Here is a 24,818-nt window from a genome sequence, read left to right on the forward strand (position 1 = left end):
ACGGAGGCTGACCCCGGCATGAACACCCTTTTTAAAATTGGACTTATTGCGGGCCTGCTGTTGTCAGGCCCTTCCTTTGGTGCGGAGAACATTACCCGCGCCGACCAGATTCCACAGCTACACGAAGATGCGCAAGATCCCACCGTCAGTGAACGTGTTACCTCACGTTTTACGCGTTCACACTATCGTCAGTTCGATCTGAATCAGGATTTTTCAGCGAAAATTTTTGATCGCTACCTGAATATGCTCGATTACAGCCATAACGTGCTGTTGGCGTCCGATATTGCCCAGTTTGCTAGCAAGAAAACCACGTTGGGCGATGAGCTGAGAAGCGGCAAGCTGGACGTATTTTACGATCTCTATAATCTGGCGCAGAAACGCCGCTTTGAGCGCTATCAATATGCGCTGAGCGTGCTGAACCGCCCAATGAATTTCACTGGCAATGACACCATCGACATTGACCGTGCCAAAGCGCCCTGGCCGAAAGATCAGGCTGAGCTGAACGCGCTCTGGGATGCGAAGGTTAAATACGATGAGTTGAGCCTTAAGCTGGCAGGCAAAGACGACAAAGAGATTCGCGAAGTGCTGACCAAGCGCTATAACTTTGCCATTCGTCGCCTGGCCCAAAGTAACAGTGAAGACGTTTTCCAGCTGGCAATGAACTCTTTTGCTCACGAAATCGATCCGCACACGAACTATTTATCGCCACGCAACACTGAACAGTTCAATACCGAAATGAGCCTTTCACTGGAAGGTATCGGCGCGGTGTTGCAAATGGATGATGATTATACCGTCATTAACTCGATGGTCGCAGGTGGACCCGCAGCGAAAAGCAAATCGATTACGGTGGGCGATCGCATTGTAGGTGTTGGCCAACCAGGCAAGCCAATGGAAGATGTTATTGGCTGGCGTCTGGACGATGTCGTCGCAAAAATCAAAGGTCCGAAAGGCAGTAAAGTTCGCCTTGAAGTGTTACCCGCCGGTAAGGGCACCAAAACCCGCACTGTTACGCTGACGCGCGAAAAAATTCGTCTTGAAGATCGTGCTGTGAAGATGTCGGTGCATAACGTCGGTAAAGAAAAAGTAGGCGTGCTGGATATTCCAGGCTTCTACGTTGGCCTGACTGATGACGTTAAAGTGCAACTGCAAAAACTTCAGAAGCAGAATGTCGACAGTATCGTTATTGACCTGCGTACCAACGGTGGCGGGGCCTTGACGGAAGCCGTTTCATTGTCCGGTTTGTTTATTCCAAGCGGCCCGGTTGTGCAGGTGCGTGACAATAACGGTCGCGTACGTGAAGACAGCGACAACGACGGCGTTGTTTATTATAAAGGCCCATTGGTTGTACTGGTTGATCGCTTCAGTGCTTCCGCTTCTGAGATCTTTGCTGCAGCTATGCAGGATTACGGCCGCGCGCTGATCGTCGGTGAGCCTACCTTCGGTAAAGGCACCGTTCAGCAGTATCGCTCGCTGAACCGTATTTATGATCAAATGTTGCGTCCAGAATGGCCAGCGCTGGGTTCAGTGCAGTACACCATTCAGAAGTTCTATCGCATCAATGGCGGAAGTACGCAGCGCAAAGGTGTGACGCCTGATCTGCTGATGCCAACCGGCGTAGAAGCGGCTGAAACCGGCGAGAAGTTTGAAGACAACGCATTACCGTGGGATAGCATTAATGCAGCAACCTACGTTAAATCTGGCGATGTTAAGCCGCTGGTTCCGCAATTAACGAAAGATCACGCTGATCGTATCGCTCAGGATCGTGAATTCCAGTACATCATGAAGGATATTGCGCGTTTCAATGCGATGAAGGAGAAACGCAATAGGGTTTCCCTCAATCTTGCTCAACGTGAGAAAGAGAATCATGAAGAAGATGCGTTACGTCTGGAACGAATCAATGCGCGTTATCAGGCTGAAGGCAAGAAACCGCTGAAGAACCTGGACGATTTGCCGAAAGATTACAAAGAGCCCGATCCTTATCTGGACGAGACGGTAAATATTGCCAACGATCTCGCGAAGATGGATAAGGCCCAGCCAGAAGCACAAGCGGCTAGCGCGAAGTAACCGCTAAGCGTTAATAAAAGCACCGCCTGGCGGTGCTTTTTTTGGCTGCGATTTGGTATTTTCGGTCACTAATTAGCGTGGCTAAACGAGATGAAATTTTGCGCAGTGGGCAAAACAAGATTAAATGTAAAGTTATGTCTTTTTAGGCACTTAAACATTAAGGTTGCTTGAAAACCCGCGCAATGCTCATAGGATATGTATCCGCGCATATGCGCGTGAACCACTGAGGAAGATTAACAAATATGATGCGTATTGCTCTTTTCCTGATGACCAACCTGGCTGTGATGTTGGTATTCGGGCTGATTCTCAGCCTGACAGGGATCCAGTCAAGCAGTGTTCAAGGCCTGATGATTATGGCAGGTCTGTTTGGCTTCGGCGGTGCGTTTGTTTCACTGCTGATGTCGAAGTGGATGGCGTTGCGCTCGGTCGGCGGTGAAGTGATTGAACAACCACGCAATGAAACAGAGCGTTGGTTGGTTGATACTATTGGTCGCCAGGCGCAGCAGGCAGGTATTAAGATGCCGCAAGTCGCGATCTATCATGCACCGGATATCAACGCCTTTGCTACCGGCGCACGTCGTGATGCGTCGTTGGTGGCGGTTTCAACCGGTTTACTGCAAAACATGAGCCGTGATGAAGCAGAAGCGGTACTGGCACATGAAGTGTCGCATATTGCCAATGGCGATATGATCACCATGACACTGATCCAAGGCGTGGTGAACACCTTCGTGATCTTTATTTCACGTATTCTGGCGCAAATCGCGTCTGGCTTTATGTCAGGCAATCGTGACGGAGAAGAGAACAGCAACGGGAATCCGCTGGTCTATTTTGCGGTCGCAACTGTGCTGGAACTGGTGTTTGGTATTCTTGCCAGCATCATTACCATGTGGTTCTCTCGTCATCGTGAATTCCACGCGGATGCGGGCTCGGCCAAACTTGTCGGTCGTGAAAAGATGATTGCTGCACTGCAACGTCTGAAAACCAGCTACGAACCGCAGGAGCCAAGCAGCATGATGGCTTTCTGCATCAACGGTAAAGGCAAGTCGTTCAGTGAGTTGTTTATGTCTCACCCGCCGTTGGACAAACGCATTGAAGCGTTACGTAGCGGTCAATATTTGAAGTAATTCGCACTAAATGAAAAGGCGACGGAAACGTCGCCTTTTTTGTGCCTGACGATCAGCGGGTCGCGCGGTCTTGCGTCATGCGCGACAGGCTAATGATTGCCGCTACGCTGGAAAATGCCCCTGCCAACAGCAGCGATGCATGAGTGCCATTATCACCAAACAGGTTAAATAACAGTGCAACCAAGGCCGCTCCCATGCTTTGGCCTAATAATCGTGCCGTGCCCAGCATGCCACTGGCACCGCCGCTGCGATTACCTGGAGCCGAAGTGATAATCGTATGATTATTTGGCGATTGAAACAGACCGAAACCTGCCCCGCACAGCACCATGCGCCAGATGATATCCCAGTCCTGCGGTTGTGAAGGCAACATTGCCAGCAAGAACAAACCCGCCGCGAACACCGCCAAACCAATTCCACCCAATAAGCCTGCATGAAAGCGTTCAATCAAACGCCCCGCAATAGGCGCTAATACCATGGTTGCCAGCGGCCACGGCGTCAATAGCAAGCCCGTTGCCACTTCATCCCGGCCTAAAACGTTTTGTAGGAAAAAGGGCAGTGAAACCATTGCCAACATCTGGGCGCAAAAGAGCAGACTGACGTGCCCAGCGACAGGCTAAAGATCGGAATGCGCAGCAGATCAACCGGCAGCAACGGTATCGGCATACTCAGTTGGCGACGGATAAAAAACCAGCCGACAATGATCAACGCGATAACTTCGCCAGCCACCAGCAGATGACTCAGTCCCTGCGAAAAGCCGCTTAACGCTGAAATCAGCAGTCCAAAGAACAACGCATTCATGATGGCGCTGGGAATATCGAATTTCTGTGATTTGGTTTTTTGCGTGTTGTCCGGTAAATAACGCAGAGCGAACCACAGCGCAATCAAGCCAAGCGGAATGTTAATCAGGAACAGCCATTTCCAGCTTGCCACCGAAAGTATGGCTGCGGCTACGGTCAGGCCTGCGGCCGTCGAAACTGCCACGATCAGCGAATTGATCGCCATGCCGCGTCCCAGATATCGCTGAGGATAGATGATGCGTATCAGCGCCGTGTTCACGCTCATTAATGCAGCACCACCAAACCCTTGCAGTACGCGAGCAAAGGTTAACATCGTCAACGAAGAGGAGAGGGCGCAAAACAGCGAAGTGGCGATAAACATCGCCAGGCCAACCTGATAAACGCGCCGATAACCCAGCATATCACCCAAAAATGAGAGCGACAGCAGCGAAACGATGATTGCGATTTGATAGGCATTCACAATCCACACGGATTCAGCCGGGCTGGCATTCAGCTCGCGGGAAATCGTGGGCAAAGCCACATTTGCAATCGCGCCATCCAGCACCGCCATAGTAATGCCTAAGGCGATAGTGAGAATGGCACCATAACGTTGCGGAACCGGTAATCCGTCTTGAGCAAGGGAAGGAGACATAGAGCTGAGTAGCGCCAATAAGTAAAGTAGGTGAATATCACCATGCTAATGAATTCACAGAGCAAAAGCATCGCGTTTACGTATAAATTTTATCTTAAAATATGTCTTGTGACGTAAACGATTGCCGTCGTGCCGGGCATAACTCTATACTGGTCCCTCGTTCCGTTTTTTTGAAACATATTTAGAAAGGTGCAAGATGTCCTTAGCTGATAACGACAAACAGCCCGATTCGGTCTCCTCGGTACTGAAAGTGTTTGGCATTTTGCAGGCGCTCGGCGAAGAACGCGATCACGGTATTACAGAACTCGCGCAGCGCGTGATGATGTCAAAAAGCACCGTGTACCGCTTCCTCCAAACCATGAAGTCACTCGGTTACGTTACGCAGGAAGGTGAAAGTGAAAAATATTCGCTGACGCTTAAACTGTTCGAGCTGGGAGCCAAAGCGTTGCAAAACGTTGATCTGATCCGCAGTGCTGACGTGCAGATGCGTGAGCTGTCGCGGCTGACGAAAGAGACCATTCATCTCGGTGCGCTGGAAGAAGACAGCATTGTCTACATCCATAAAATCGACTCGCTGTACAACCTTCGTATGTACTCACGCATCGGCCGCCGTAATCCTTTGCATACCACCGCCATTGGCAAAGTGTTATTGGCATGGCGCGATCGCAGTGAAGTAAAAGAGATTTTGAGCGAAGTTGAGTTTAAACGCAGTACGGCCAACACGTTGGTCAGTGCGGAATCTTTGCTTGAGGTTCTGGACCAGGTAAAAGTTCAGGGTTTCGGTGAGGACAATGAAGAGCAGGAAGAGGGTTTACGCTGCATTGCGGTGCCGGTTTTCGATCGTTTTGGCGTCGTGATTGCCGGGCTAAGTATCTCTTTCCCAACGATTCGCTTTTCTGAAGATGCAAAACAGGATTATGTGGCGATGCTGCATCGGGCGGCACGCACGCTTTCTTCTGAGATGGGATATCATCAGTACACATTCTAAAAAAGCGGGCTGGTTAGCCCGCTTTTTAATCAATTATCAACCACTTCACCACTTTTCTTCAGTAGCGGACAATCTGTAACGCCAACCACACCGCTGTCGGTATGCAGATATTGTGCGGTAATCACGCCACGCGCAGTCAGGTAACTACACTGCAATCCCAGCCCGGCAGCGTTTTTATTACTGCCTGTCAATACACCGTAGCCGGTGAGAAGCATTGCCATCCAGATAACGCCGATCACCACGATCGCCCGAATAAAAAGTTTCATTTTGTCTCCTTGTGATACATAACGCAGCTATCCGCTTATTGCTGCTACTCGTGATAATAACAGCATGCCTCGCTTTTCTCGCTGAATCGATCAGAGATAACTGAAACGGGAAAATCTGCATTGCAGCCGTACCCATTACCATTTGGCCTTGCTACAGGTAGAATGCGCGGTTGAACTGTTCTTTAGCACAAGCAAGGGTAAGACGAGGCCGTTATGAATGATTTAGCCGCAAATTCGGGTCCACTGGTCAGTTATGGCGTATGGATTATTATCCTGATCGTGGCGTTTATCGCCTGGTTTTTCATCAACCGGGCCAGCGTACGTGCCGGTGAGCAGATTGAGCTGTTGCAATCTCTGCTGGAAGAACAAAAAAAGCAAAACACTTTGTTGCGTCGTTTAGTCGATGCTCAACCGGGCGCCGAAGAAAAGAAACATGGGGAAGAACAGGATAAGCGAGATTTTATTCGTCTGATTCCAGAACGTTAATCATTAATGGAGGCTGGATGGCTTGGAAAAATCCTTGGTTTGATGGAAGTAAACCGCACCATACACCTGAAGGCTTTCGCAATCTCGAACCTGATTTGCGCCAGAGCGGTGATTTAAAACGCTGGCGCAAAGAACGCAAAGAACAAGGCCTGCCGCATCCGCCGAAGGCGGGTTATCCCGCTTTTATTGAGCATTGGTGTCATCCCGCAGATTTAAGCGGAGAAGACGATCGCGTTTGGTGGCTGGGTCATGCCGCGTTGTTGTTGCGTCTGAATAAGCACTACATCTTAATCGATCCCGCGTTGTCGAAGCGCGCATCACCTTTTGCTTTTGCCGGGCCGCAGCGGAAAACGCCGTCGCCGCTCGATATCCACCAATTGCCTCGGCTTGATTACGTCTTAATTTCGCATAATCACTACGATCACCTTGATAAACCTACGGTGAAACGTATTGCGCGCCGCTTCCCACAAGCCAGATTTATTGTCCCGCTGGGATTAGCGCGTTGGTGCCATCAGCATGGTTTACGTCATGTCCATCAACTGGACTGGTGGCAGCATACCGAGTTTGCCGGTATCCGCATTGATGCTGTTCCCGCGCGCCACTGGAGCATGCGAACAGTGTATGACCGAAATCGCTCATTATGGTGTGGGTGGGTAATCAGAACGCCAACCCTGCGTTTTTGGTTTTCAGGAGACAGCGGATATTCTGAAAAACTGCCTGAGATAGCCAAACGGCTGGGACCTTTTAATCTTGCAGCATTGCCCGTGGGTGCCTACGCACCAAAATGGTTCATGGGGGCCAACACATGGACCCTGATCAGTCTGTGTCACTGTGGCGTGCCATCGGAAAACCTGTGACCATTCCCATTCACTGGGGCGTGTTTGAGTTAGCTGATGAATCACTGGATGAACCCCCGCAGAGCTCATGCGCGCCCTACAAAGTGCAGGAGAAGATAACACCCGCTTTTCAGCATGGCGAATAGGGGAAAGTCGGGGGCTGGAGAATATCGACCAGGATAAATCCTAAAGCATCAAAATTAAATCGTGTGCAATTTAATTTTGTTCAATATCAATTTTTCACACATTTAGAAAAAATGGTAATAAACAATAGGTGCGCAATTGCTTTTAATTGGGGCAGCGGTAAATCCTCTTTCCTGATTTTGGTGCAATATCATATTAAAAATGTACGGATTAAATAGCGTTGTACAAGATTAACGCTTCGCTTATTCACAACTCACTTGTAAGTCAGTTTAATTTAACTTTAGCATTGCCATATTAATGAAATATACTTTTCTTAAGGTTATCCATTGGTTTAGCGCGCTTTAGTTTTGTTCGTGAAGCGTTGGTATCAGCGTTAACTGGCTCTGATGAATAGTGACTATCCTAATTTTCAATAAACGCCGACTCTGTTTTGTACCAAGATGGACAAAGTCTGCGAGCTGTTTGGCAATTATGTGTTAAGCATCAATTGTCGATTAAAAATGGCTTGCCATTAATTTACAGATATGTGATAACAATTCGTAGGTTAACGAGGTACAGTCCTGTTTATGTATGGCATCTTCAGTAAAGAAGTTACGAGTAAAGACGTTGACGTTGAATACCGCTTCCTTGCCGAACCTTAATAAGTGCCTCATTCAGTAATGTCTCTGGTTTCTCTGTAGGTCAGCCTTCGGGCAAAATAAACATTCTAAGGAATTTGCAAAATGGCAAAGATTAAAGGTCAGGTTAAGTGGTTCAACGAGTCTAAAGGTTTTGGCTTCATTACTCCTGCTGACGGCAGCAAAGATGTGTTCGTACACTTCTCTGCTATCCAGGGCAATGGTTTCAAAACCCTGGCTGAAGGCCAGAGCGTTGAGTTCGAAATTCAGGACGGCCAGAAAGGCCCAGCTGCAGTTAACGTAACTGCTATCTAATTTCGTCCACAGACCTGGTGCTTTGCACCGCTGACACGAATCTTAAAGCCCTGACCAATTGGTCGGGGCTTTCTTTTGCTTTCGATGCAGCAGGGTTCAGAGTACACTTCGGCGCGTTATTTTTTTCCGGAGTGCTTCATGTCGTTGATTTGCCCGCTTTGTCATCTTCCTCTTTTGCTTAACGATCGCAGCTGGCACTGTGAGAATCGTCATCAATTTGATCAGGCAAAAGAGGGCTACGTCAATTTGCTGCCCGTTCAGCATAAAGGGTCGCGCGAACCCGGTGACAGCGCAGAAATGATGCAGGCGCGGCGCGAATTTCTTCAGGCTGGGCATTATCAACCACTGCGCGAGCGTGTCGTTGAACTGCTCGCCGGGCATCTTGGTCAGACAAGTGTGCAATTGCTGGATATCGGTTGTGGCGAAGGGTATTACACCGCAGCCATGGCCGCGCATTTCACCGGGCAGGTTTATGGGCTTGATGTAGCGAAAATGGCGATTCGCCTCGCTGCTAAACGCTATCGGGATATCCTGTTCTGCGTTGCGTCCAGTCAGCGATTGCCTTTTGCGGATGCTTCACTTGATGGCATCGTCAGAATTTATGCCCCTTGCAACGAAGCTGAGCTGGCACGAGTGATAAAACCGGGCGGCGTTATCCTTACAGTGACGCCAGGCGCGCACCATTTACAGCAACTTAAAGCGCTGATTTATCGAGAAGTACAATTGCATACGCCAGAAGAAAAAGTCTATGCAGGTTTTGAGCAAGCAGCGCAACATTCGCTGCGCTACAGCATGACCTTGAGCGGTGGCGATGCGGCGAAACTTTTACAAATGACGCCGTTTGCCTGGCGTGCGCGGGAAGAGGTTTGGCAAACCCTGCAACAAACCAACACTTTTGAGTGTGATGCCGATTTCACGTTGACGCTCTGGCGCCGAGATTAACGCGCTTCAACTAACGTCTGATAGATGCGTTCCAGATCGTCGAGTTGCTGCACAGCGATTAACAAGCGGCGCTGCTCCAGTTGCATAACCAGAATGCCATCTTCGGAAAGATTGATGCTTTGAATGCGGGTGTAATCAATCCACACGCCCGCGTAAAACAGTCCCTGATTTTTCATAAGCAGTTTCGGCTTACGCAGCCAAAACAACCAAAATGCCAGAAAGCACAACACCAACAGCAGTGTGGTTGTTTGTTGCGGGCCTTGGTGTGAAACATTATTCCACAGCAGAATGAGCAGCAGGCCGATAAAAATCAGGCTGTCTATTTTGTGTCGACGGCGTAAGGAAACGCGCAACAGAGTAGGGCCACGTCGACGCGGTAAAACAGCTTCATCATAAACAGCGAAGATCAGCAGTGCAGCAATACAGAGCACGATGATAGCGTCGGTCAGTGACATTATTCTTCCTCAAACGAAATTATCTCAACCGCTCAGGCTCAGATAAGCACGCTAAAAAATCGGGAGCTAACGCTCCCGACATTTCACATTTACAGACCCAAAAAGCCGACCCAGTAACCAAAAATACCAAGGGCAAAGAAGCCAACGATGATCCACAGCGCATTGACCTTGCGGCGTAACAGCCACATGCAGCCGAACGTCAACAGCAATGGCACCACGCCAGGCATCAGCTGATCAAGGATGGATTGCACCGTGGTTACCGTGGTTTTCCCGGTCTGATCGGTGATACGTGATACCACCAACGGGATATTCACGTGCGTCCATTTATTTACCAACGCGCCCATGACAAACAGGCCAAGAATCGACGCGCCCTCCGTCAGTTTTTGCAGGAAGCCGCCGCCCATATCGCTGACAATATCAATCCCTTTGCGATAACCGTATGCCACACCGTAGTAACGCGTAAGCAAGCGGGCAACGTTGAACAGGATAAAGAACAGTAAGGGCCCCAGCAGGCTGCCGCTCATGGCGATTCCCGCGCCCAAGGCGGCAAACACCGGACGTACAGTGCCCCAGAAAATAGGATCGCCTACGCCTGCCAAGGGTCCCATTAATCCAACTTTGAGTCCGTTAATTGCGCCATCATCAATGGCTGCACCGTTAGCACGCTGCTCTTCCATTGCCATGGTAACGCCTAACACTGGCGCGGCCACGTAAGGATGGGTATTAAAGAACTCAAGGTGACGCTTAATTGCCTGTTTGCGATCGTCATTGTTCTCAGGATAGAGACGACGAATGACCGGCACCATTGAAAAACAGAATCCCAACGCCTGCATGCGTTCAAAGTTCCATGAACCCTGAAACAGGTTTGAACGCAGGAATACCGCACGTACATCGCCTGGCGTCAGCTTCTTCTCAACCTTTGTGATATCTACCATGTTGTCACCTGTTCCTTAATCAAGTTCGTTGTCGAGGTCATTAGCTGACGGACCTGCGGCAGGCGCACCGGCCACGCGGTTATATTTAGGACTAAGCTGGATATACAGCACCGCCATCACAACGCCAATCACGCCCAGCGCGACCAGGTTGAAGTTGGTGAAAGCCGCAGTAACGAAACCCAGATAGAAGAACGGCATCAGGTAGCCTGCGCGCATCATATTAATGACCATCGCATAACCTACGACCACGATCATGCCACCGGCGATGTTCAAGCCGTTGGTGACCACTTCAGGGATGGAGCTGAGTAATGCATGAACCGCACTGGTGCCGACTGAAATCGCCACGATCAACGCAGGAATGGCAATACGCATTGCTTGTAACAGCAAGGCCGAGACGTGGATCCACGATATAGCCGTGAGATTACCTTTCTCTGCTGCTTTGTCAGCAGCATGTTGAAAGGCTACGGTAAGAGTACGAACAATAATCGTCAGAACTTGTCCAGCAGCCGCTAGCGGAATGGCCAGTGCGATACCCGCACCCACGCTTTGACCACCGGCAATAACCAGTATGGTGGAGATAATTGAGGCGAGGGCGGCGTCAGGCGCTACGGCGGCCCCAATGTTCATCCAACCCAGTGCAATCATCTCCAGCGTACCGCCGATAATGATCCCGGTTTTCATATCGCCCAGCACGGCACCAATCAAAGTACAAGCCACCAGCGGACGGTGAAATTGAAACTCATCAAGAATGGACCCCATACCGGCAATACAGGCGACGATAAATATTAAAACAATTTGTAGTGCGGATATTTCCATCATACTTCTTGTCCTCAGCAGGATAGCGAAATTGAGCCTACTCGCGCAGGCGCATGTGGCTGCAAATTACGCGTTAACCTTCGCAATGAGATCCATCATTTTCAGTTTCGGGTCGTTGGAGACTTTGCGCACTTCCAGCTCAATGTTGCGTTCATTTAATTTGCGGAAAGCGGCGATATCTTGCTCATCGACCGATACCGCGTTATTCACTTGTGTTTTGCCCTGGCGAAATGCCATGCCGCCGATATTAACGGTTTTAATATCGACCCCTTGTTCAACGACACGCAGTACATCGGTAGGATTGGTAAACAGCAGCATCACGCGGTCACGTCCATATTTCGGGTTGTTCCAGACGCGAACCATTTTGTCGACATCAACGACGTGTGCCGTTACGCCGGGCGGCGCAACCTGAGTCAGCAGCGTTTTACGCACATGATCCTTGGCGACTTCATCACTTACGACGATGATGCGGTTAACGTTAGTCTCTTTTGTCCAGCGGGTAGCAACCTGGCCATGAATCAATCGGTCATCGATGCGTGTCAGACCAATCTTCATATGGTCACCGGGTGCCATAGGTTGTTGTGGTTGTGCTGCAGCGGGAGCGGCCTTAGCGGGAGCAGGTTCTTCCTCTTTGGCTTTAAGCGCTTTGACGCCTTCACGTCCCGTTTCCACGGCGATGGCAACCAGTTCATCAAAACCCGGATCGTCATCGCGCGCCATCAGCGTTTCCACTAGCATGGGAATGTTAACCCCAGCCACGACGTCATGATTCTCTTTATCAACTACCACGCGGCTGGCCGCGTTAAAGGGCTGCCGCCCCAGGTATCCACTAAAAATAACACGCCTTTTGCGGTATCCAGCTCTGCAAGACGTGCCTGATATTTCTCGATAAGCGTTTCTGCATTTTCACCGGGCACGAAGTCGATCCATCCGACATTCTCCTGCTCACCCAACAGCATTTCTGCTGTTTTAAGCAGTTGTTCGGCTGCCCAGCCGTGTGTACCAATTACAATAGCAATGGTCACGTGCTACCTCCGTTCGCTAGAGAGGTTCATCTGAAGTGAATGAACCGTTAAGAGTTATCGCTTCGGTTACATCAAAATAGGTGTAGCCTGATCATTTGGATACGTTTGAAAATTCATCAGTTAACGGTATTCGGGCTAGAAGTTCGCGATTTATTTTAGTGATCGAAAAAATAAATTATGTGATGTTTGTCAGTTATTCAGCGCCTAACTTCTGGAATTTGAATTTTCAGCACGCTTACGCCATCACGCAGCAGATTGTAAAGGTAAGAAAATTTTTTGACGCCATTGCACTAACTGTTACATTAACGATCTGTTTATTATTCAGGAGTAACGGGCATCAGCCCACCTTTATGGATCGTCACCGACGTCGCTTAACCTGTTCTTTGCGCCTTCTGGCGCGTCATTTCACGCCTGACGGCGTATTCACTGCTCATTCAAATGCATTTTTGTCACGCCCAATGGTGCTGGCACACTCTCGCGCAATCTGTTCCTCGTTCAGGAGTCATTAATGGAAATTCTATTCGACCCCTCAATTTGGGCGGGTTTACTCACGCTTGTCGTGCTGGAAATCGTTTTAGGCATCGACAACCTGGTGTTTATCGCCATACTGGCCGACAAACTGCCACCGAAGCAGCGTGATAAAGCGCGTCTGATCGGTTTGTCACTGGCCTTGGTCATGCGTTTGGGTTTGTTGTCGCTGATCTCCTGGATGGTGACGCTAACGCGGCCCCTATTCAGCGTAGGCGATTTCAGCTTTGCTGGACGAGATTTAATCTTGTTGGCAGGGGGTCTGTTCTTGCTGTTTAAGGCAACGATGGAACTGCATGAGCGGCTGGAAAACCGTCAGCTTGAAGGTTCAGGTAATCGTGGCTACGCCAGTTTCTGGGCGGTGGTGACGCAAATTGTGGTGTTAGATGCGGTGTTCTCACTCGACGCGGTGATTACCGCTGTAGGTATGGTAAACCACTTACCGGTGATGATGACCGCCGTGGTCATTGCCATGGGTGTGATGTTGTTGGCGTCGAAGCCGCTGACGAATTTCGTCAACGCGCATCCAACCGTAGTGGTGCTGTGTCTGAGCTTCCTGCTGATGATCGGTTTGTCGCTGGTGGCGGAAGGTTTTGGTTTCCACATTCCTAAAGGGTATCTCTACGCTGCCATTGGCTTCTCAATCCTGATTGAGATGTTCAACCAGATTGCACGTCGCAACTTCATTCGTCATCAGTCGCATCGTCCCATGCGTGAACGTACCGCAGAAGCTATTTTGCGCTTAATGGGTGGAAGAAATCGCGCGCAGCCTACAAGCAGTGAAGAATCAGCCTTAGCCGAGGCGATGCCACAGGAAGCGTTTAAAGATGAAGAACGCTACATGATCAATGGTGTTCTGACGCTGGCATCACGTTCTATTCGTAGCATTATGACCCCGCGTGGTGAAATTTCTTGGGTAGACGCCAATCGTCCGGTTGATGAGATTCGCGTTCAGCTGCTTGATACGCCTCACAGCTTGTTCCCTGTATGTCGCGGTGAACTGGATGAAATCGTCGGCGTAGTGCGGGCGAAAGAGCTGTTAGTGGCGCTGGAACATGGTATAGACGTAGCATCCTTTGCTGCAAATACGCCGACCATTGTTGTGCCGGAAACGCTGGATCCGATCAACCTGCTAGGTGTTTTGCGTCGTGCCAAAGGCAGTTTTGTTATCGTTACCAACGAGTTCGGTGTCGTTCAGGGTTTAATTACCCCGCTAGACGTGTTGGAAGCTATCGCCGGTGAGTTCCCGGATGAAGATGAAACGCCGGATATCATCGCAGATGGTGACGGTTGGTTAGTAAAGGGTGGGACGGATCTGCATTCATTGCAGCAGCTACTCGACTTTCATGAGTTGGTCGATCCTGAAGAGGATCATGCATCACTGGCCGGTTTATTGATTGCTCAGAAAGGTCAGCTGCCGCTGCCGGGTGAAGTTATTGATATCGCGCCACTGCATTTCCAAATTATCGAAGCGACAGATTATCGCGTTGACCTGGTGCGTGTGACCAAGGACAAGCCTTACGATGAAGATGAAGAACAGCAGGCGTAAAGCGAAATAATCGAACTTAAAACGCACCGTTGATCGGTGCGTTTTTTTTGATTTATGTTTTGGTCGAAGCAGTGAAAGAGCCGGTTAAATTATTAAGCTTCAATGTCACTTTGATGGTGTTCCAGCCATGCCGGGAAATCTCCCAGCGGCATCGGGCGCGCATAATAATAGCCTTGCAGATGATCAACGCCACGCTCTCTTAAGTAGGCCGCTTGTTCCGCTGTTTCAACACCTTCTGCCACCAGACTGATATTCAAGCGCTGCGCCAGCGATATCACCATATCCGTTACGGTAGCGTTAATTGCATCAGTGCCAATTGCAGCGGTAAAAATCTTGTCGATTTTCAGAACATCCGGCTTCAAATCTTTTAGGTAGGAAAGCGAGCTGTGTCCGGTTCCAAAATCATCAATCGCCAGCCGAACGCCAATCTCATGCAGCTGAGAAATCACTGATTGATCGACGACCGGCAGCGCATCCCGCTCGGTTAATTCAACAACCAACTTCGGCACGGGGTTAGCCGGCCACCAAAGGTGCTGCAGATCCTCTACAATCGCCCGATTGCGGAAGTGGCTGGCAGCGACGTTAATGGCAATATGAAAGGAAGGGCAGCGCGGCAGAATAGGTAAATGTGCAACGACCTGATTCAGTACAAAGCGGGTGAGCGGAGCAATCAGATTCTGACGCTCAGCCAGCGGAATAAACACGTCGGGTGCAATCCAGCCCTGCCGCGCGTTATGCCAGCGCAGCAGTAACTCAATGCCATCGCACTCGCCTGTTTTGGCGTTGATCAGCGGCTGGCAGTAAACCATAAATTCGTTAGCCGTAATGCCATAGCTAATTTGCCAGCTCAGACTCATGCGATTAGCCGTTGCCAGCCAGACGATATAACCCATTAGCAGGCTTAACAGCAAGGCCAGCGGAAGCTGGGAAGGCAACGTCGCCAGTGCCAGTCGCGTAGGCGAAGGGCCATACAGCGTGATACTAAATGGATAACGTAGCGACGCTTCGTTGTAGCTCACCTCATCCTCTGAAGGCACCGTTGGTTCAATCAGCGGATTGCCATATTCCAAACTGTCGCCATTAACGTTAAGAATCGCTCGCTCAACCCACGGCAATTGAGGCTCAAGCAGATAATTGCTCATCAACTCAATATTAATGACCTGCAATATACCGGAGTGGTTATCGATACTTTTAGGTGTCCAGAGCAGCAAAACCGGTGAGCCTTTGAGCAAAAAATTATCGGTTGATAACATCATGCGCTGATTATTAATGGCGAGTTCAGGGTAATTCTGACTGAAAGAGATATCGCGAGGACCATAAATACTGGAGCAGTAAATGGTGTCATTTTCCACCAGCAAAATAGCGCGTACAGTTTGTGAGGCGGCTATTTTTTCGATCAGCGGAAAGCGTACATCACTACAGGAAACGCCCACCAGTCCCAGCGTGTTATTCGCTGAAACATCTAACGGCGAGAACATCCGATCAAAACGCATAATGGCGTTATCGGCAAAATTAAGTGCTCGCTGCTCTATACGTGACTTCTCTTCAATAAAGCGAAAAGCCAGAGTCAAAATAAGAACGATGGCGGCGATCACCAGCGCAATAAGCAAGCGCTTGCGCCTGAATTGTCCAACAAATTGCTGGGCCATGAGCATCAGTAACCACCTTCCCAAGAGCAAGAGAAATCCAATATAACGGGGTTGTTATCGGCACGACACGGTCCAGGTTTAGGCCATGTTCCTGAAAACGGCACTGAAAAAAGCGGTATTAGAAAATTGCGCGACCCTCAAGTCGCGCGGAAAATTACTTTACATAATTCCAGGGGCTGAGATAGCGGAGGATGCGGATTTGAAAACGATTGCACGTAAATTAAGCATTTTGCGTATCGCTTAATTTAATCGCACTGGACCTTAATCGCCAAACCACCGCGCGAGGTTTCGCGATATTTCGCATTCATGTCTTTACCGGTTTCATACATAGTTTCGATAACTTTATCGAGCGACACGCGCGGTTCGCTGGTACGACGTAGCGCCATACGCGCCGCATTGATCGCCTTCACTGAAGCAATCGCATTGCGCTCAATACAGGGAACCTGCACCTGACCCGCAACTGGATCGCAGGTTAATCCCAGGTTATGTTCCATGCCAATCTCTGCGGCGACGCAGACTTGTTCCGGGCTGCCACCGAGCAATTCGGCTAAGCCTGCTGCGGCCATAGAGCACGCCACGCCAACTTCTCCCTGACAGCCTACTTCGGCACCAGAAATGGAGGCATTCATTTTGTACAGCACGCCAATGGCGCCTGATGCCAGGAAGTAGCGGATAAAGATATCCGGCGTAACGGTTTCGATAAAATGATCATAGTAGGCCAACACAGCGGGCACGATACCGCAGGCCCCGTTAGTTGGCGCAGTCACCACCCGTCCGCCAGCAGCATTCTCTTCATTAACTGCCAAAGCAAACATATTGACCCAATCGATAACATCCATCGGATCGTTGGAGTGCTTGTGAGAAGAGACTAAAAGACGACGCAGGGACGCCGCTCGACGCGGCACTCGCAGCGGACCTGGCAACACGCCTTCAGTATTTAAACCCCGATCAATACAGGCCTGCATGGTTTGCCAAATAGTCGTGAAGTAGGCGTATATTTCATCACGTGAATGCAGCGCCAGTTCATTCTTCATGACCAAACCAGAAAGCGATAAGCCGGTTTCGCGACAGTGCGCTAACAGATCTTTAGCGGAGTGGAAGGGCCAGGGAACCGATACCTCGTCTAGCGCAGATTGACCAAAATGCTCTTCATCGACGATGAAGCCGCCGCCGATGGAATAGTAGGTTTTAGACAGAATTAACAGGTCGCCGGCAAAAGCAAGTAAGCGCAATCCGTTTTCATGCAGCGAGAGGTTCTCACCGCGGAAAACCATGCCGCCTTCGCGAGGAAAATCGACTTCATGCGCGCCCTTAGCCAGCAACAGACGTTCACGCTGCTCAACGTCTTTAATAAAAGCAGGAATAGCATCAATGTTGACGCTGTCCGGTGATTCACCTGCTAATCCCAAAATAATGGCGATATCAGTGTGGTGACCCTTGCCGGTCAAAGAGAGTGAACCGTAGACGTCAACCGCAATCCGTGTCACATCATGCAGCTTTCCCTGTTCTGATAATAAATCCACAAACTGTTTACCGGCCTTCATCGGACCAACAGTATGAGAACTTGATGGGCCAATGCCCACTTTGAACATGTCGAAAACGCTAATCACAGGTGACACTCCTCACAAATTATTCTAAGTCTGCCGAAGCAGTTTATGGCGCTAATAGTAACCATCACCAACCAGAAAGCAGTAGCTTTTCGCATGAAAAAACTAATTAAAAAGGCGAGAAAATATTATCGTTCTGGCGGACTGCATACCGCAAAGTTTAGGACATGGGGCTAAAGGAAACTGGGCGTGACCGAACAGAACAATCACAAAGAATGCGAAGCCCCTGTCCAGGTCTGGCACATCACGTCGTGGTGTTATCGAGACGTCGAATTGCGGGTGTCAGGCTCGCGGCCAGTGTGGCAATCAGCACTGCGGCGGCTGAAGCCAGCAGTACGTTCATATTGCCAAAATGCATAGCCAGCGGGCCAGCGGCGACTTCGCCTACAGGAATGGCCACAAATGAACCCATCGCGTCCCAGGCATAGACGCGTGCCAGTTTATCGGGGGCGATATGTGTTTGTAGCGAATGTGCCCAAACGACACCAAACTGGCCAAATCCCACGCCGGCGATGAAAAATGCAGCCATCAACAGTAAAGCAGAAGGAACCAAACTCAGCACGATAATGGGTAACGCACAAAGAGCGACCAGCAGAGTGCCAACAAACAGCTCCCGGCGTGGACGCCATCGAAGTGCAATAAAAGATCCAACAAACAAGCCCATACTTTGTGCCGCTAAGCTCATTCCCCAGCCTGCTCGGCCAAAGGTTGAATCAGCTACAACAGGTCCGATTACCATCATCACGCCACTAAACGCGGCGTTAACGAGGGTGAACTGAACCACGATAATCCACACCCAGGCGCGGCTAATAAATTCTCTCCAGCCGTCTCGCAGATCGTGAAGGATATTGCTGTTCGGTTCTGCAGACGCAACCTGGCGCGTGCTTATCAGGGTATAAAGTGGCGCGGAAAGGGCGAACCCCAGCGCATCTATAGCTAATCCCCATCCGGGGCCGACCGCGCTGGTTAATAATCCGCCCAGCGAGGCACCAATGACGGTTCCCGCGTAAACGCCGAGTTGAATAAATGCGTTGGCTTCACGAAGAGCATGCGCAGGGACGATTTGAGGCACCATTGCCGAAGACGCTGGCAGTGCGATACCGGCAGCTGCGCCGTTAAAGGCGCCAAGTACGGCTAACGACACAATGGTCGCGGATCCGTCGAGCACCGTCCACGCAACGACTGCCTGAGAGAGTGCAGCCATCATTGAAGATGAAAACAGAACAACGCGTCGGGAATAGCGATCAGCGAGTATGCCGCCAATCAATAAAAAGACGATGTTAAAAACAGAACGTGCGGCAACGACAAACCCTAATTCCCCGGTTGATCCACCGATGTCCAAAACCGCAAAAGCCAGTGCAATAGGCGCAATGGCATTTCCTAAGACGGTGAGGAAACGCGCAGTAAACAAATATCGAAACGAAGGGTAATGGAATGCACGACCAGAAGAACAGGCTATTACTGTGTCGTTCAATGTCTTCTCCGAAAAGGGTCTTTTTAAAGCATAAAGAGCGGCTTTTGGTCAACATACTGTTACCGGTTTTACCGCCAATTGTGCATCGTTAGAAGGCGATCTGCTGGCTGAGAGCGCGAATGATGCCAGCGGTCATGCCCCAAACGAGGTAATCCTCATAAATTGAGAGCCAAACTGGATGTCGAATACCGGCACGATGAATAGTCAACGAGGAATATCGGCTCAGCTGCAACGCTTCCGCTAATGGCATTTCAAAAGCGCTTTGTACTTCATCAGGATTGATCCGCAAAGAAAGTGTTGCGGGTATAATGCCCACAACCGGTGTTACCTGAAAACCGGTGCTGCTGGTGACTGCAGGTAAGCTGCCGAGTATCTCGACCTGGCTAGGGTCGATGCCCACTTCTTCATACGCTTCTCGTAATGCCGTAACGATCAACGATTCATCGCTGGCATCCTGCATGCCGCCAGGAAACGCGACCTGGCCTGCATGTTTGCGCAAGGCGTGGGATCGTTGTGTTAATAACAATCCAGGCTGTTCACGCGCAATAATCGGCACTAAAACCGCAGCATGACGGCCTGCCAGGCGGTGCGTTTGCTGCAGCGGCTGATGCAAGATAAAGCGACTACGAAAGGCTTCAAGCGTCAGTGAAGGTGTCATTTACTCTCCCTGCTCAAGGGTCGGCAAAATGCGGCTCACCTTGTGAAAGGTTTCTTGATACTCCGCGTCCAGTTCACTGTCTGCGACCAGACCGCCGCCTGCGGAACAATAAAGCTGCTGCGCTTCGGCAATCAGTGTACGAATGGCGATGCTGGTATCCATGCGGCCGCAAAGGCTGAGATAACCGATGCTACCGCACCATGCATTACGGCGCTGCGGTTCGAGTTCATCAATAATTTGCATTGCACGGATTTTGGGGGCGCCGGTGATTGAGCCACCGGGGAAGCAGGCGCGCAATAAATCTGTGGCGTGCAAAGTGTTAGGTAATGTGGCGCGAATGGTGCTGACCAGATGATGCACCGCCGGAAAAGGCTCAACGATAAATAATTCCGGCACGCTGACGGAACCGGGCAACGCGACACGTCCAATATCGTTACGTAGCAGATCGACAATCATCAAATTCTCGGCGCGATCTTTTTCAGAGGCGGCAAGCTGCTCGGCTTGCTGGCGATCGGCGACGGGATCGTCCATTCTTGGGCGCGTTCCTTTGATGGGACGCGTTTCAATCACACCCTGGTCAAGCGCCAAAAGCGCTCCGGCGACAGGCTCAGAATCGCACTGTCGGGCAGACGCAAGAATGCGCTGAACGGCGCGCGATTAGCGTGGTTAAGGGTGCAAAACGCCTGCCATTCGTCACCTTGATAGCTTGCCTGAAACCGCTGCGCAAAGTTGACCTGATAACAATCGCCCGCCTGAATATACGCCTGCACCGCGTGGAAGCGTTTGGCGTAGTCGTCGTAGCTGAGATTGGATTGCCAGCTGCTGGTAAGCGAAAAGGGCAGGGCAGCGCGGACAGGCCATTTTTCAAGCCATGCCAGGCGTGCCTGTAGATCATTCAGCGCAACCAGCGTGAGGGAGTGTAAATGGTGATCGGCGATTAACGCCCAGTCATAAATGCCAACCGCCATGTCGGGCGTATTGAGATCGGCTTCGGCCATCGCTGGCAACGATTCAAATCGGCGACCCAGATCATAACCAAACAGGCCCAGCGCCCCACCTTGAAAAGGCAGATTGGCATTGGATGTTGGCTTTATGCCAAGGGCATCGCACTGCTGTTGCACCAGTTGTAACGGACAACCCGGCGTGTCAATAACCTGATTATCCTGACAAACAGCGGTCAGCGGCCCGCGTGTGGTTAAGGTCACGCGCGGATCGGCGGTGAGAATATCAAAACGGTTATCGGCGTGATCGGCATTGCCAGAAGAGAGCAACATTGCCCAGGGAAGATGTGCTATGCGGGCAAAGCGCTGGGTAAGCGCATCCGGGGTATACTTTAAGCTGAGGGTTTCTACAATCATCGGGCAAAAGATCAAACGTCAATGAGGGCGCTAGACTGACATATTTTTAACGCACTAGCACCTGTTAGTTCCACGTGGAATAATGTCCGCCCAAAACCAGGAGTAGAACATGTTTACAGGTTTACCGGCACTTTCTCACGAACAGCAGCAGCAGGCAGTTGAGCGAATTCAGGAGTTGATGGCGGGCGGCATGTCTAGCGGTCAAGCCATCACTCAGGTTGCTCAAGAAATTCGTCAAAATCATAAAGGCGAGCAAATTCGAGCGCTCTTTGAAGATGAAGACGAGGATGAAGAAGTCTGACGCCCGCCGTTTTGCTTACTTCAGTTTCGTCTATTTCAGTATGGTTTAAAGAGCAGCAATAATTTTGATTTCAACTTTGTATTTTGGGTTCATTAAACCGGCCTGAACCGTACAGCGAACGGGGGCGTTATCGGGGAAACCCATGCGTCCCAGGCGCGATTCATTGCAGCAAAATCGGCTTTGTCGACCAGAAATAGGGTGGCATCAAGGATTTTGCTTTTATCACTTCCCACGCGCGTTAACAGTGCGTCAATAACAGCGAGAGCATTTGCCGTTTGCTCTTCCGCATCTGCATCCAGATTTTCCGGCACGCTGGTGTAATAAACAGTGTCATTGTGAATCACGGCTTCAGACATGCGGTGTTCCGGGTCAATACGCGTAATGCTCATGTTCTTCTCCTTAGTTTTAAGTCGATTAGCCTGACATAACTCTGCCATTGCTGTCATCTTTTGTTAAAAAAGGCGTAAACGCCATCAATGAAAGCATTGGCTTCTCTTTTTTAGAGATGAAGTCATAAAAATTTTCTCCGCTTAATTAGTTGAAATTAAAATAAAAAAACAAAATAGCCTAATACGAATCCTTCTCGTTACGCTTTTATTCTCAGCGACCTCGTTCCAGGCTTAATGGGCAACTTCAGGCGAATCACTTACCAGGAGAAAACCATGTTCCATCATTCATCAAAACTTCAGTATCCCGTCCGTGTCGAAAAGCCCGATCCCGAGTTTGCGATGTTGTTGCAACAAGCGATTGGTGGGGTAGAAGGCGAGATCCGTGTTGCGATGCAGTATTTCTTTCAGGCGATGGGCGCACGCGGTGATGCGCGCATTAAAGATCTACTGATATCAACGGCAACAGAAGAGTTAGCCCATATTGAAATGCTTGGCCATGCTGTTGCGCTTAATCTGGAGGGTGCACCGCTTTCTTATCAGGAAGCTTCTGCAAAAGATCCGGTGGTTAATGCGATACTGGGCGGAATGAATCCGCGTCATATATTGTCATCTGGCCTGGCTGCGATGCCGGTTAATGCAAACGGCGTATCATTCGATATGAGTCACATTTATGCTTCTGGAAACGTCGCGGCGGACATGTTGGCTAACGTTACCGCTGAAGCAACAGGCCGCGTGCTGGCTACCCGTTTGTACAATCTTACGGAAGATAAGGGAATGAAAGATTTTCTCTCTTCCTGATTGCTCGCGACACAATGCACCAGCAACAGTGGCTGGCGGTCATTGAGGATATGGGCGGATTGAGTGCTTCTCTACCCATTCCTAATAGTTTCCCGCAATCTGAAGAGGCGCAGGAACATTCCTATTACTGCCTCAATACTTCATTAGACAAACCACTGCCTAAAGGACGCTGGAGTGAAGGACCGGCATTTGATGGTGTTGGCGAATTTAGTGCGAAAGAGCAGCCTGATATTTTGGGTGAAGAACCTGTTTTAGGGCATGCTCGTGCGGGGTCAGGTGCGCAGTCGGAACAAATGCTTTCAGCATCTGCATCATCGCCTTCTGTTCTGAAAAAATAATCATCTGAGCCTGAATGCTCAAGTCATAAAAAAACCGGCATTTGCCGGTTTTTTTATGCTGATCTAAACGTAAAATCAAAACCCATGATCGTCGGGTGTTTTGCTGACAACCCTTTCCAACAGCGTTCTTAGCAGATCCTGTTTTACGTGATCAGAACTGCTTTCCAACTCAGCAATAATAAAAAGAATAATCGCTTTATTACTGACATGCCCATTAGCCATTTCAACTCGCTCTACAATCGCATTTAAAAGCTGAGTTTCTGGAGAATACCTGTCTCCGCTATCTGAAAGAGAGGCGGAACTATTATTAATGATTGTGCTGTGCTGCATTACAATATTCTCGACTATAATTTGTTGTTTTTCGGAAGCAATCCAGTGTTTATTTTCATCAGTGCTGGTTGTTAAAACTATATATATGACGCGCGCCAATTGACGATTCGGCGCTTTACGATCTCTTCCTGAAATGAAAAGGTATTTTGCTTTTCTCTTTTAGAGATAACTGAATCCCAAAAGATTATTAATTATTGGATGATACTTTCAAGGATAAGCCGTAAAGGCAGGCGCAAAAACGTCTTTTATTCATTTCTCTTTTCGCTGAGTAAAATTAATGGATGAACCCAGTGAATGAGCGATGAAATCATCAGCGGCCAAATAACAGACCAATCAAAACATGATAATGACGTTCTTCTTCAGCGCTTGAGGCAAGTTCAAGACGGCGCACTAATTTGGTACACAAGGATTTGCGATTGAGATTGCCACCTGCACGAAGAATCTCGACAACAATCTGTCCCAGGGTTTCTTGCTGGGAGGGTAGCGAAGCCTTGTTAAAATAGCGGGCAATGTCGTTTGCGGAATTCGGTACGAGTCCGTTCTGGCGCATGTTCTACCCTCAATATGTCATCATTTGGTGATCGGCGTTTTCTGAGGCGAAAGTTATACAAAAACTAAACCTTTGTACAGGGATTCGTTAAAGCTTAGGGATTTAATTTTAACGTTAGGAAACCATTTAAGGATAAACAATCACTTAAGTCACAGCTATGAACTAATATTTTTTGATTAGAAAAGCGGATCGGCTGAGGGTGTTCAGGATTTGTCTTGCTTGAGGAAGGAGAAAGCAGATGCACAGAGGGTGCATCTGCCGGAAAGCGCTACAGGTTACTCTTTTACAGCGCTTTGCTGCAGCCAAAGATCGGTACCAAATATACGGTTTCCCTCTTTGGGTTGACCGGTAAGCGTGAGCCAGTTGAGCTCAGCGCGATTGCGGTTTGCCGGCTGCAAGAAGCTTGATAACCATTTCCGCGCGTCATAAATGAGTTGTAGACGCGCATCGCTGCTCTCAACCTCGGCCATCAAAGTCAGTTTATTCATCAACGCATCGACACTGATTTGCTGATCGTTAACGGCGAGACTTACCGCTGCTTCACCAATAACGGCATGTCCTTTTTGTTCATCATGAAATAGCAAAGTTGTACCTCCGTTATATTGATGCTGTAGTGATTTACCTAGTGTTGAAATTTAAGCCTAGCAGAAAATAATGATTTTGGGAGCGACGTTGTTGGCTTCAGCTTATAACAGCAATAGGCAGAGATTGTTGACACTATTATTATTGCTGCAATTTTCTGGAATAAATCGTGATAATCCGTAGTGAATAAACGCTGATAATACGTCGTGATATGAGCTGCAGATAACAACTTATTTTTATTGTGGTTTATGCGTCATTTAGAGGGC

General features: G+C 49.5%; 21 protein-coding genes and 6 pseudogenes. 12 read left to right on the top strand and 15 right to left on the bottom strand.

Going from position 1 to position 24,818, the window contains the following annotated elements; genetic code table 11:
- The first annotated feature begins 18 nt into the window (after positions 1-18).
- Both prc and htpX read left to right on the top strand, forming a co-directional pair.
- Positions 19-2,064, top strand: coding sequence for a carboxy terminal-processing peptidase (prc, locus tag KQP84_RS11395; RefSeq protein WP_215846624.1), 2,046 nt, complete (start codon positions 19-21; stop codon positions 2,062-2,064).
- Between the two features lie 242 nt (positions 2,065-2,306).
- Entirely contained in the window at positions 2,307-3,188 is an 882-nt protein-coding gene (gene htpX / locus KQP84_RS11400) for a protease HtpX (protein ID WP_215846625.1), read from the top strand.
- Between the two features lie 52 nt (positions 3,189-3,240).
- Here htpX and KQP84_RS11405 read toward each other — a convergent pair.
- Positions 3,241-4,616 (bottom strand): annotated as a pseudogene (locus tag KQP84_RS11405) (MFS transporter).
- Positions 4,617-4,812: 196 nt separating this feature from the next.
- On the opposite strand from KQP84_RS11405, the gene kdgR reads away from it, so the two are divergent.
- Positions 4,813-5,604: a DNA-binding transcriptional regulator KdgR gene (gene kdgR / locus KQP84_RS11410; protein ID WP_215846626.1), complete on the top strand. Its 792-nt coding sequence runs from the start codon at positions 4,813-4,815 to the stop codon at positions 5,602-5,604.
- A 29-nt stretch (positions 5,605-5,633) separates the two neighbouring features.
- Here the strand turns inward: kdgR and KQP84_RS11415 are convergent, their stop codons facing one another.
- Positions 5,634-5,870 carry a YobH family protein gene (locus KQP84_RS11415; RefSeq protein WP_215846627.1) on the bottom strand — a complete coding sequence of 79 codons (237 nt, stop codon included), beginning with the start codon at positions 5,868-5,870 and terminating at the stop codon, positions 5,634-5,636.
- 213 nt (positions 5,871-6,083) lie between these two features.
- Here KQP84_RS11415 and KQP84_RS11420 point away from each other — a divergent pair, with 213 nt between their 5' ends.
- The 5 genes and pseudogenes from KQP84_RS11420 to rlmA all read left to right on the top strand — a co-directional run bounded on the left by KQP84_RS11420 (position 6,084) and on the right by rlmA (position 9,210).
- Positions 6,084-6,356, top strand: a complete 273-nt coding sequence (locus tag KQP84_RS11420; RefSeq protein ID WP_215846628.1) for a YebO family protein — start codon at positions 6,084-6,086, stop codon at positions 6,354-6,356.
- A gap of 17 nt (positions 6,357-6,373) precedes the next feature.
- Positions 6,374-7,382: pseudogene (locus tag KQP84_RS11425) on the top strand (MBL fold metallo-hydrolase).
- 520 nt (positions 7,383-7,902) lie between these two features.
- Entirely contained in the window at positions 7,903-7,977 is a 75-nt protein-coding gene (locus tag KQP84_RS26190; protein WP_110866451.1) for a DUF2627 domain-containing protein, read from the top strand.
- Positions 7,978-8,058: 81 nt separating this feature from the next.
- Complete coding sequence (gene cspE, locus KQP84_RS11435) at positions 8,059-8,268, top strand: transcription antiterminator/RNA stability regulator CspE (RefSeq protein ID WP_003852684.1); 210 nt, start codon at positions 8,059-8,061, stop codon at positions 8,266-8,268.
- Positions 8,269-8,406: 138 nt separating this feature from the next.
- Complete coding sequence (rlmA, locus tag KQP84_RS11440) at positions 8,407-9,210, top strand: 23S rRNA (guanine(745)-N(1))-methyltransferase (protein ID WP_215846629.1); 804 nt, start codon at positions 8,407-8,409, stop codon at positions 9,208-9,210.
- Here the strand turns inward: rlmA and KQP84_RS11445 are convergent.
- The 4 genes and pseudogenes from KQP84_RS11445 to manX all read right to left on the bottom strand — a co-directional run bounded on the left by KQP84_RS11445 (position 9,207) and on the right by manX (position 12,441).
- Positions 9,207-9,665, bottom strand: coding sequence for a DUF986 family protein (locus KQP84_RS11445; protein ID WP_215846630.1), 459 nt, complete (start codon positions 9,663-9,665; stop codon positions 9,207-9,209). The genes rlmA and KQP84_RS11445 overlap by 4 nt on opposite strands.
- Before the next feature lie 89 nt (positions 9,666-9,754).
- Positions 9,755-10,600: a PTS mannose transporter subunit IID gene (locus KQP84_RS11450; protein ID WP_215846631.1), complete on the bottom strand. Its 846-nt coding sequence runs from the start codon at positions 10,598-10,600 to the stop codon at positions 9,755-9,757.
- Between the two features lie 15 nt (positions 10,601-10,615).
- On the bottom strand, positions 10,616-11,416 hold the full coding sequence (locus KQP84_RS11455) for a PTS mannose/fructose/sorbose transporter subunit IIC (protein ID WP_215848266.1): 801 nt from the start codon (positions 11,414-11,416) through the stop codon (positions 10,616-10,618).
- 66 nt (positions 11,417-11,482) lie between these two features.
- Positions 11,483-12,441, bottom strand: a pseudogene (gene manX, locus KQP84_RS11460) (PTS mannose transporter subunit IIAB).
- 508 nt (positions 12,442-12,949) lie between these two features.
- Between manX and KQP84_RS11465 the strand changes: the two are divergent.
- Positions 12,950-14,518 (top strand): TerC family protein, encoded by a 1,569-nt coding sequence (locus tag KQP84_RS11465; protein ID WP_215846632.1) that lies wholly within the window; start codon positions 12,950-12,952, stop codon positions 14,516-14,518.
- Between the two features lie 92 nt (positions 14,519-14,610).
- On the opposite strand, the gene pdeD is transcribed toward KQP84_RS11465, so the two are convergent.
- Complete coding sequence (gene pdeD / locus KQP84_RS11470; protein ID WP_215846633.1) at positions 14,611-16,173, bottom strand: cyclic di-3',5'-guanosine monophosphate phosphodiesterase PdeD; 1,563 nt, start codon at positions 16,171-16,173, stop codon at positions 14,611-14,613.
- 79 nt (positions 16,174-16,252) lie between these two features.
- On the opposite strand from pdeD, the gene KQP84_RS11475 reads away from it, so the two are divergent.
- On the top strand, positions 16,253-16,411 hold the full coding sequence (locus tag KQP84_RS11475; protein WP_215846634.1) for a hypothetical protein: 159 nt from the start codon (positions 16,253-16,255) through the stop codon (positions 16,409-16,411).
- A gap of 1 nt (position 16,412) precedes the next feature.
- Here KQP84_RS11475 and KQP84_RS11480 read toward each other — a convergent pair whose 3' ends face one another.
- The 4 genes and pseudogenes from KQP84_RS11480 to pabB form a co-directional block, all read right to left on the bottom strand.
- On the bottom strand, positions 16,413-17,777 hold the full coding sequence (locus KQP84_RS11480; RefSeq protein WP_215846635.1) for an L-serine ammonia-lyase: 1,365 nt from the start codon (positions 17,775-17,777) through the stop codon (positions 16,413-16,415).
- A 241-nt stretch (positions 17,778-18,018) separates the two neighbouring features.
- The gene (locus tag KQP84_RS11485; RefSeq protein ID WP_215846636.1) at positions 18,019-19,248 is read right to left on the bottom strand and encodes an MFS transporter; all 1,230 of its coding nucleotides are present in this window, start codon (positions 19,246-19,248) and stop codon (positions 18,019-18,021) included.
- 88 nt (positions 19,249-19,336) lie between these two features.
- Positions 19,337-19,906, bottom strand: a complete 570-nt coding sequence (locus tag KQP84_RS11490) for a CoA pyrophosphatase (protein WP_215846637.1) — start codon at positions 19,904-19,906, stop codon at positions 19,337-19,339.
- Positions 19,907-21,264: pseudogene (gene pabB / locus KQP84_RS11495) on the bottom strand (aminodeoxychorismate synthase component 1). It abuts the gene before it with no gap.
- A gap of 109 nt (positions 21,265-21,373) precedes the next feature.
- On the opposite strand from pabB, the gene KQP84_RS11500 reads away from it, so the two are divergent.
- On the top strand, positions 21,374-21,565 hold the full coding sequence (locus KQP84_RS11500) for a YoaH family protein (RefSeq protein ID WP_215846638.1): 192 nt from the start codon (positions 21,374-21,376) through the stop codon (positions 21,563-21,565).
- Between the two features lie 45 nt (positions 21,566-21,610).
- On the opposite strand, the pseudogene KQP84_RS11505 reads toward KQP84_RS11500, so the two are convergent.
- Positions 21,611-21,954 (bottom strand): annotated as a pseudogene (locus KQP84_RS11505) (RidA family protein).
- A gap of 273 nt (positions 21,955-22,227) precedes the next feature.
- Between KQP84_RS11505 and KQP84_RS11510 the strand changes: the two are divergent.
- A pseudogene (locus KQP84_RS11510) lies at positions 22,228-23,090 on the top strand (manganese catalase family protein).
- Between the two features lie 75 nt (positions 23,091-23,165).
- On the opposite strand, the gene KQP84_RS11515 reads toward KQP84_RS11510, so the two are convergent.
- The 3 genes from KQP84_RS11515 to KQP84_RS11525 all read right to left on the bottom strand — a co-directional run bounded on the left by KQP84_RS11515 (position 23,166) and on the right by KQP84_RS11525 (position 24,554).
- The gene (locus tag KQP84_RS11515) at positions 23,166-23,519 is read right to left on the bottom strand and encodes a biofilm development regulator YmgB/AriR family protein (protein WP_252515265.1); all 354 of its coding nucleotides are present in this window, start codon (positions 23,517-23,519) and stop codon (positions 23,166-23,168) included.
- A 211-nt stretch (positions 23,520-23,730) separates the two neighbouring features.
- A complete protein-coding gene (ycgZ, locus tag KQP84_RS11520) occupies positions 23,731-23,970 on the bottom strand; it encodes a regulatory protein YcgZ (protein WP_215846639.1) in 240 nt (79 codons plus the stop codon).
- Between the two features lie 275 nt (positions 23,971-24,245).
- A complete protein-coding gene (locus KQP84_RS11525; protein WP_215846640.1) occupies positions 24,246-24,554 on the bottom strand; it encodes a hypothetical protein in 309 nt (102 codons plus the stop codon).
- Positions 24,555-24,818 lie beyond the last annotated feature (264 nt).

Source organism: Candidatus Pantoea bituminis (assembly GCF_018842675.1).
In the GTDB taxonomy this organism is placed as follows: domain Bacteria; phylum Pseudomonadota; class Gammaproteobacteria; order Enterobacterales; family Enterobacteriaceae; genus Pantoea; species Pantoea phytostimulans.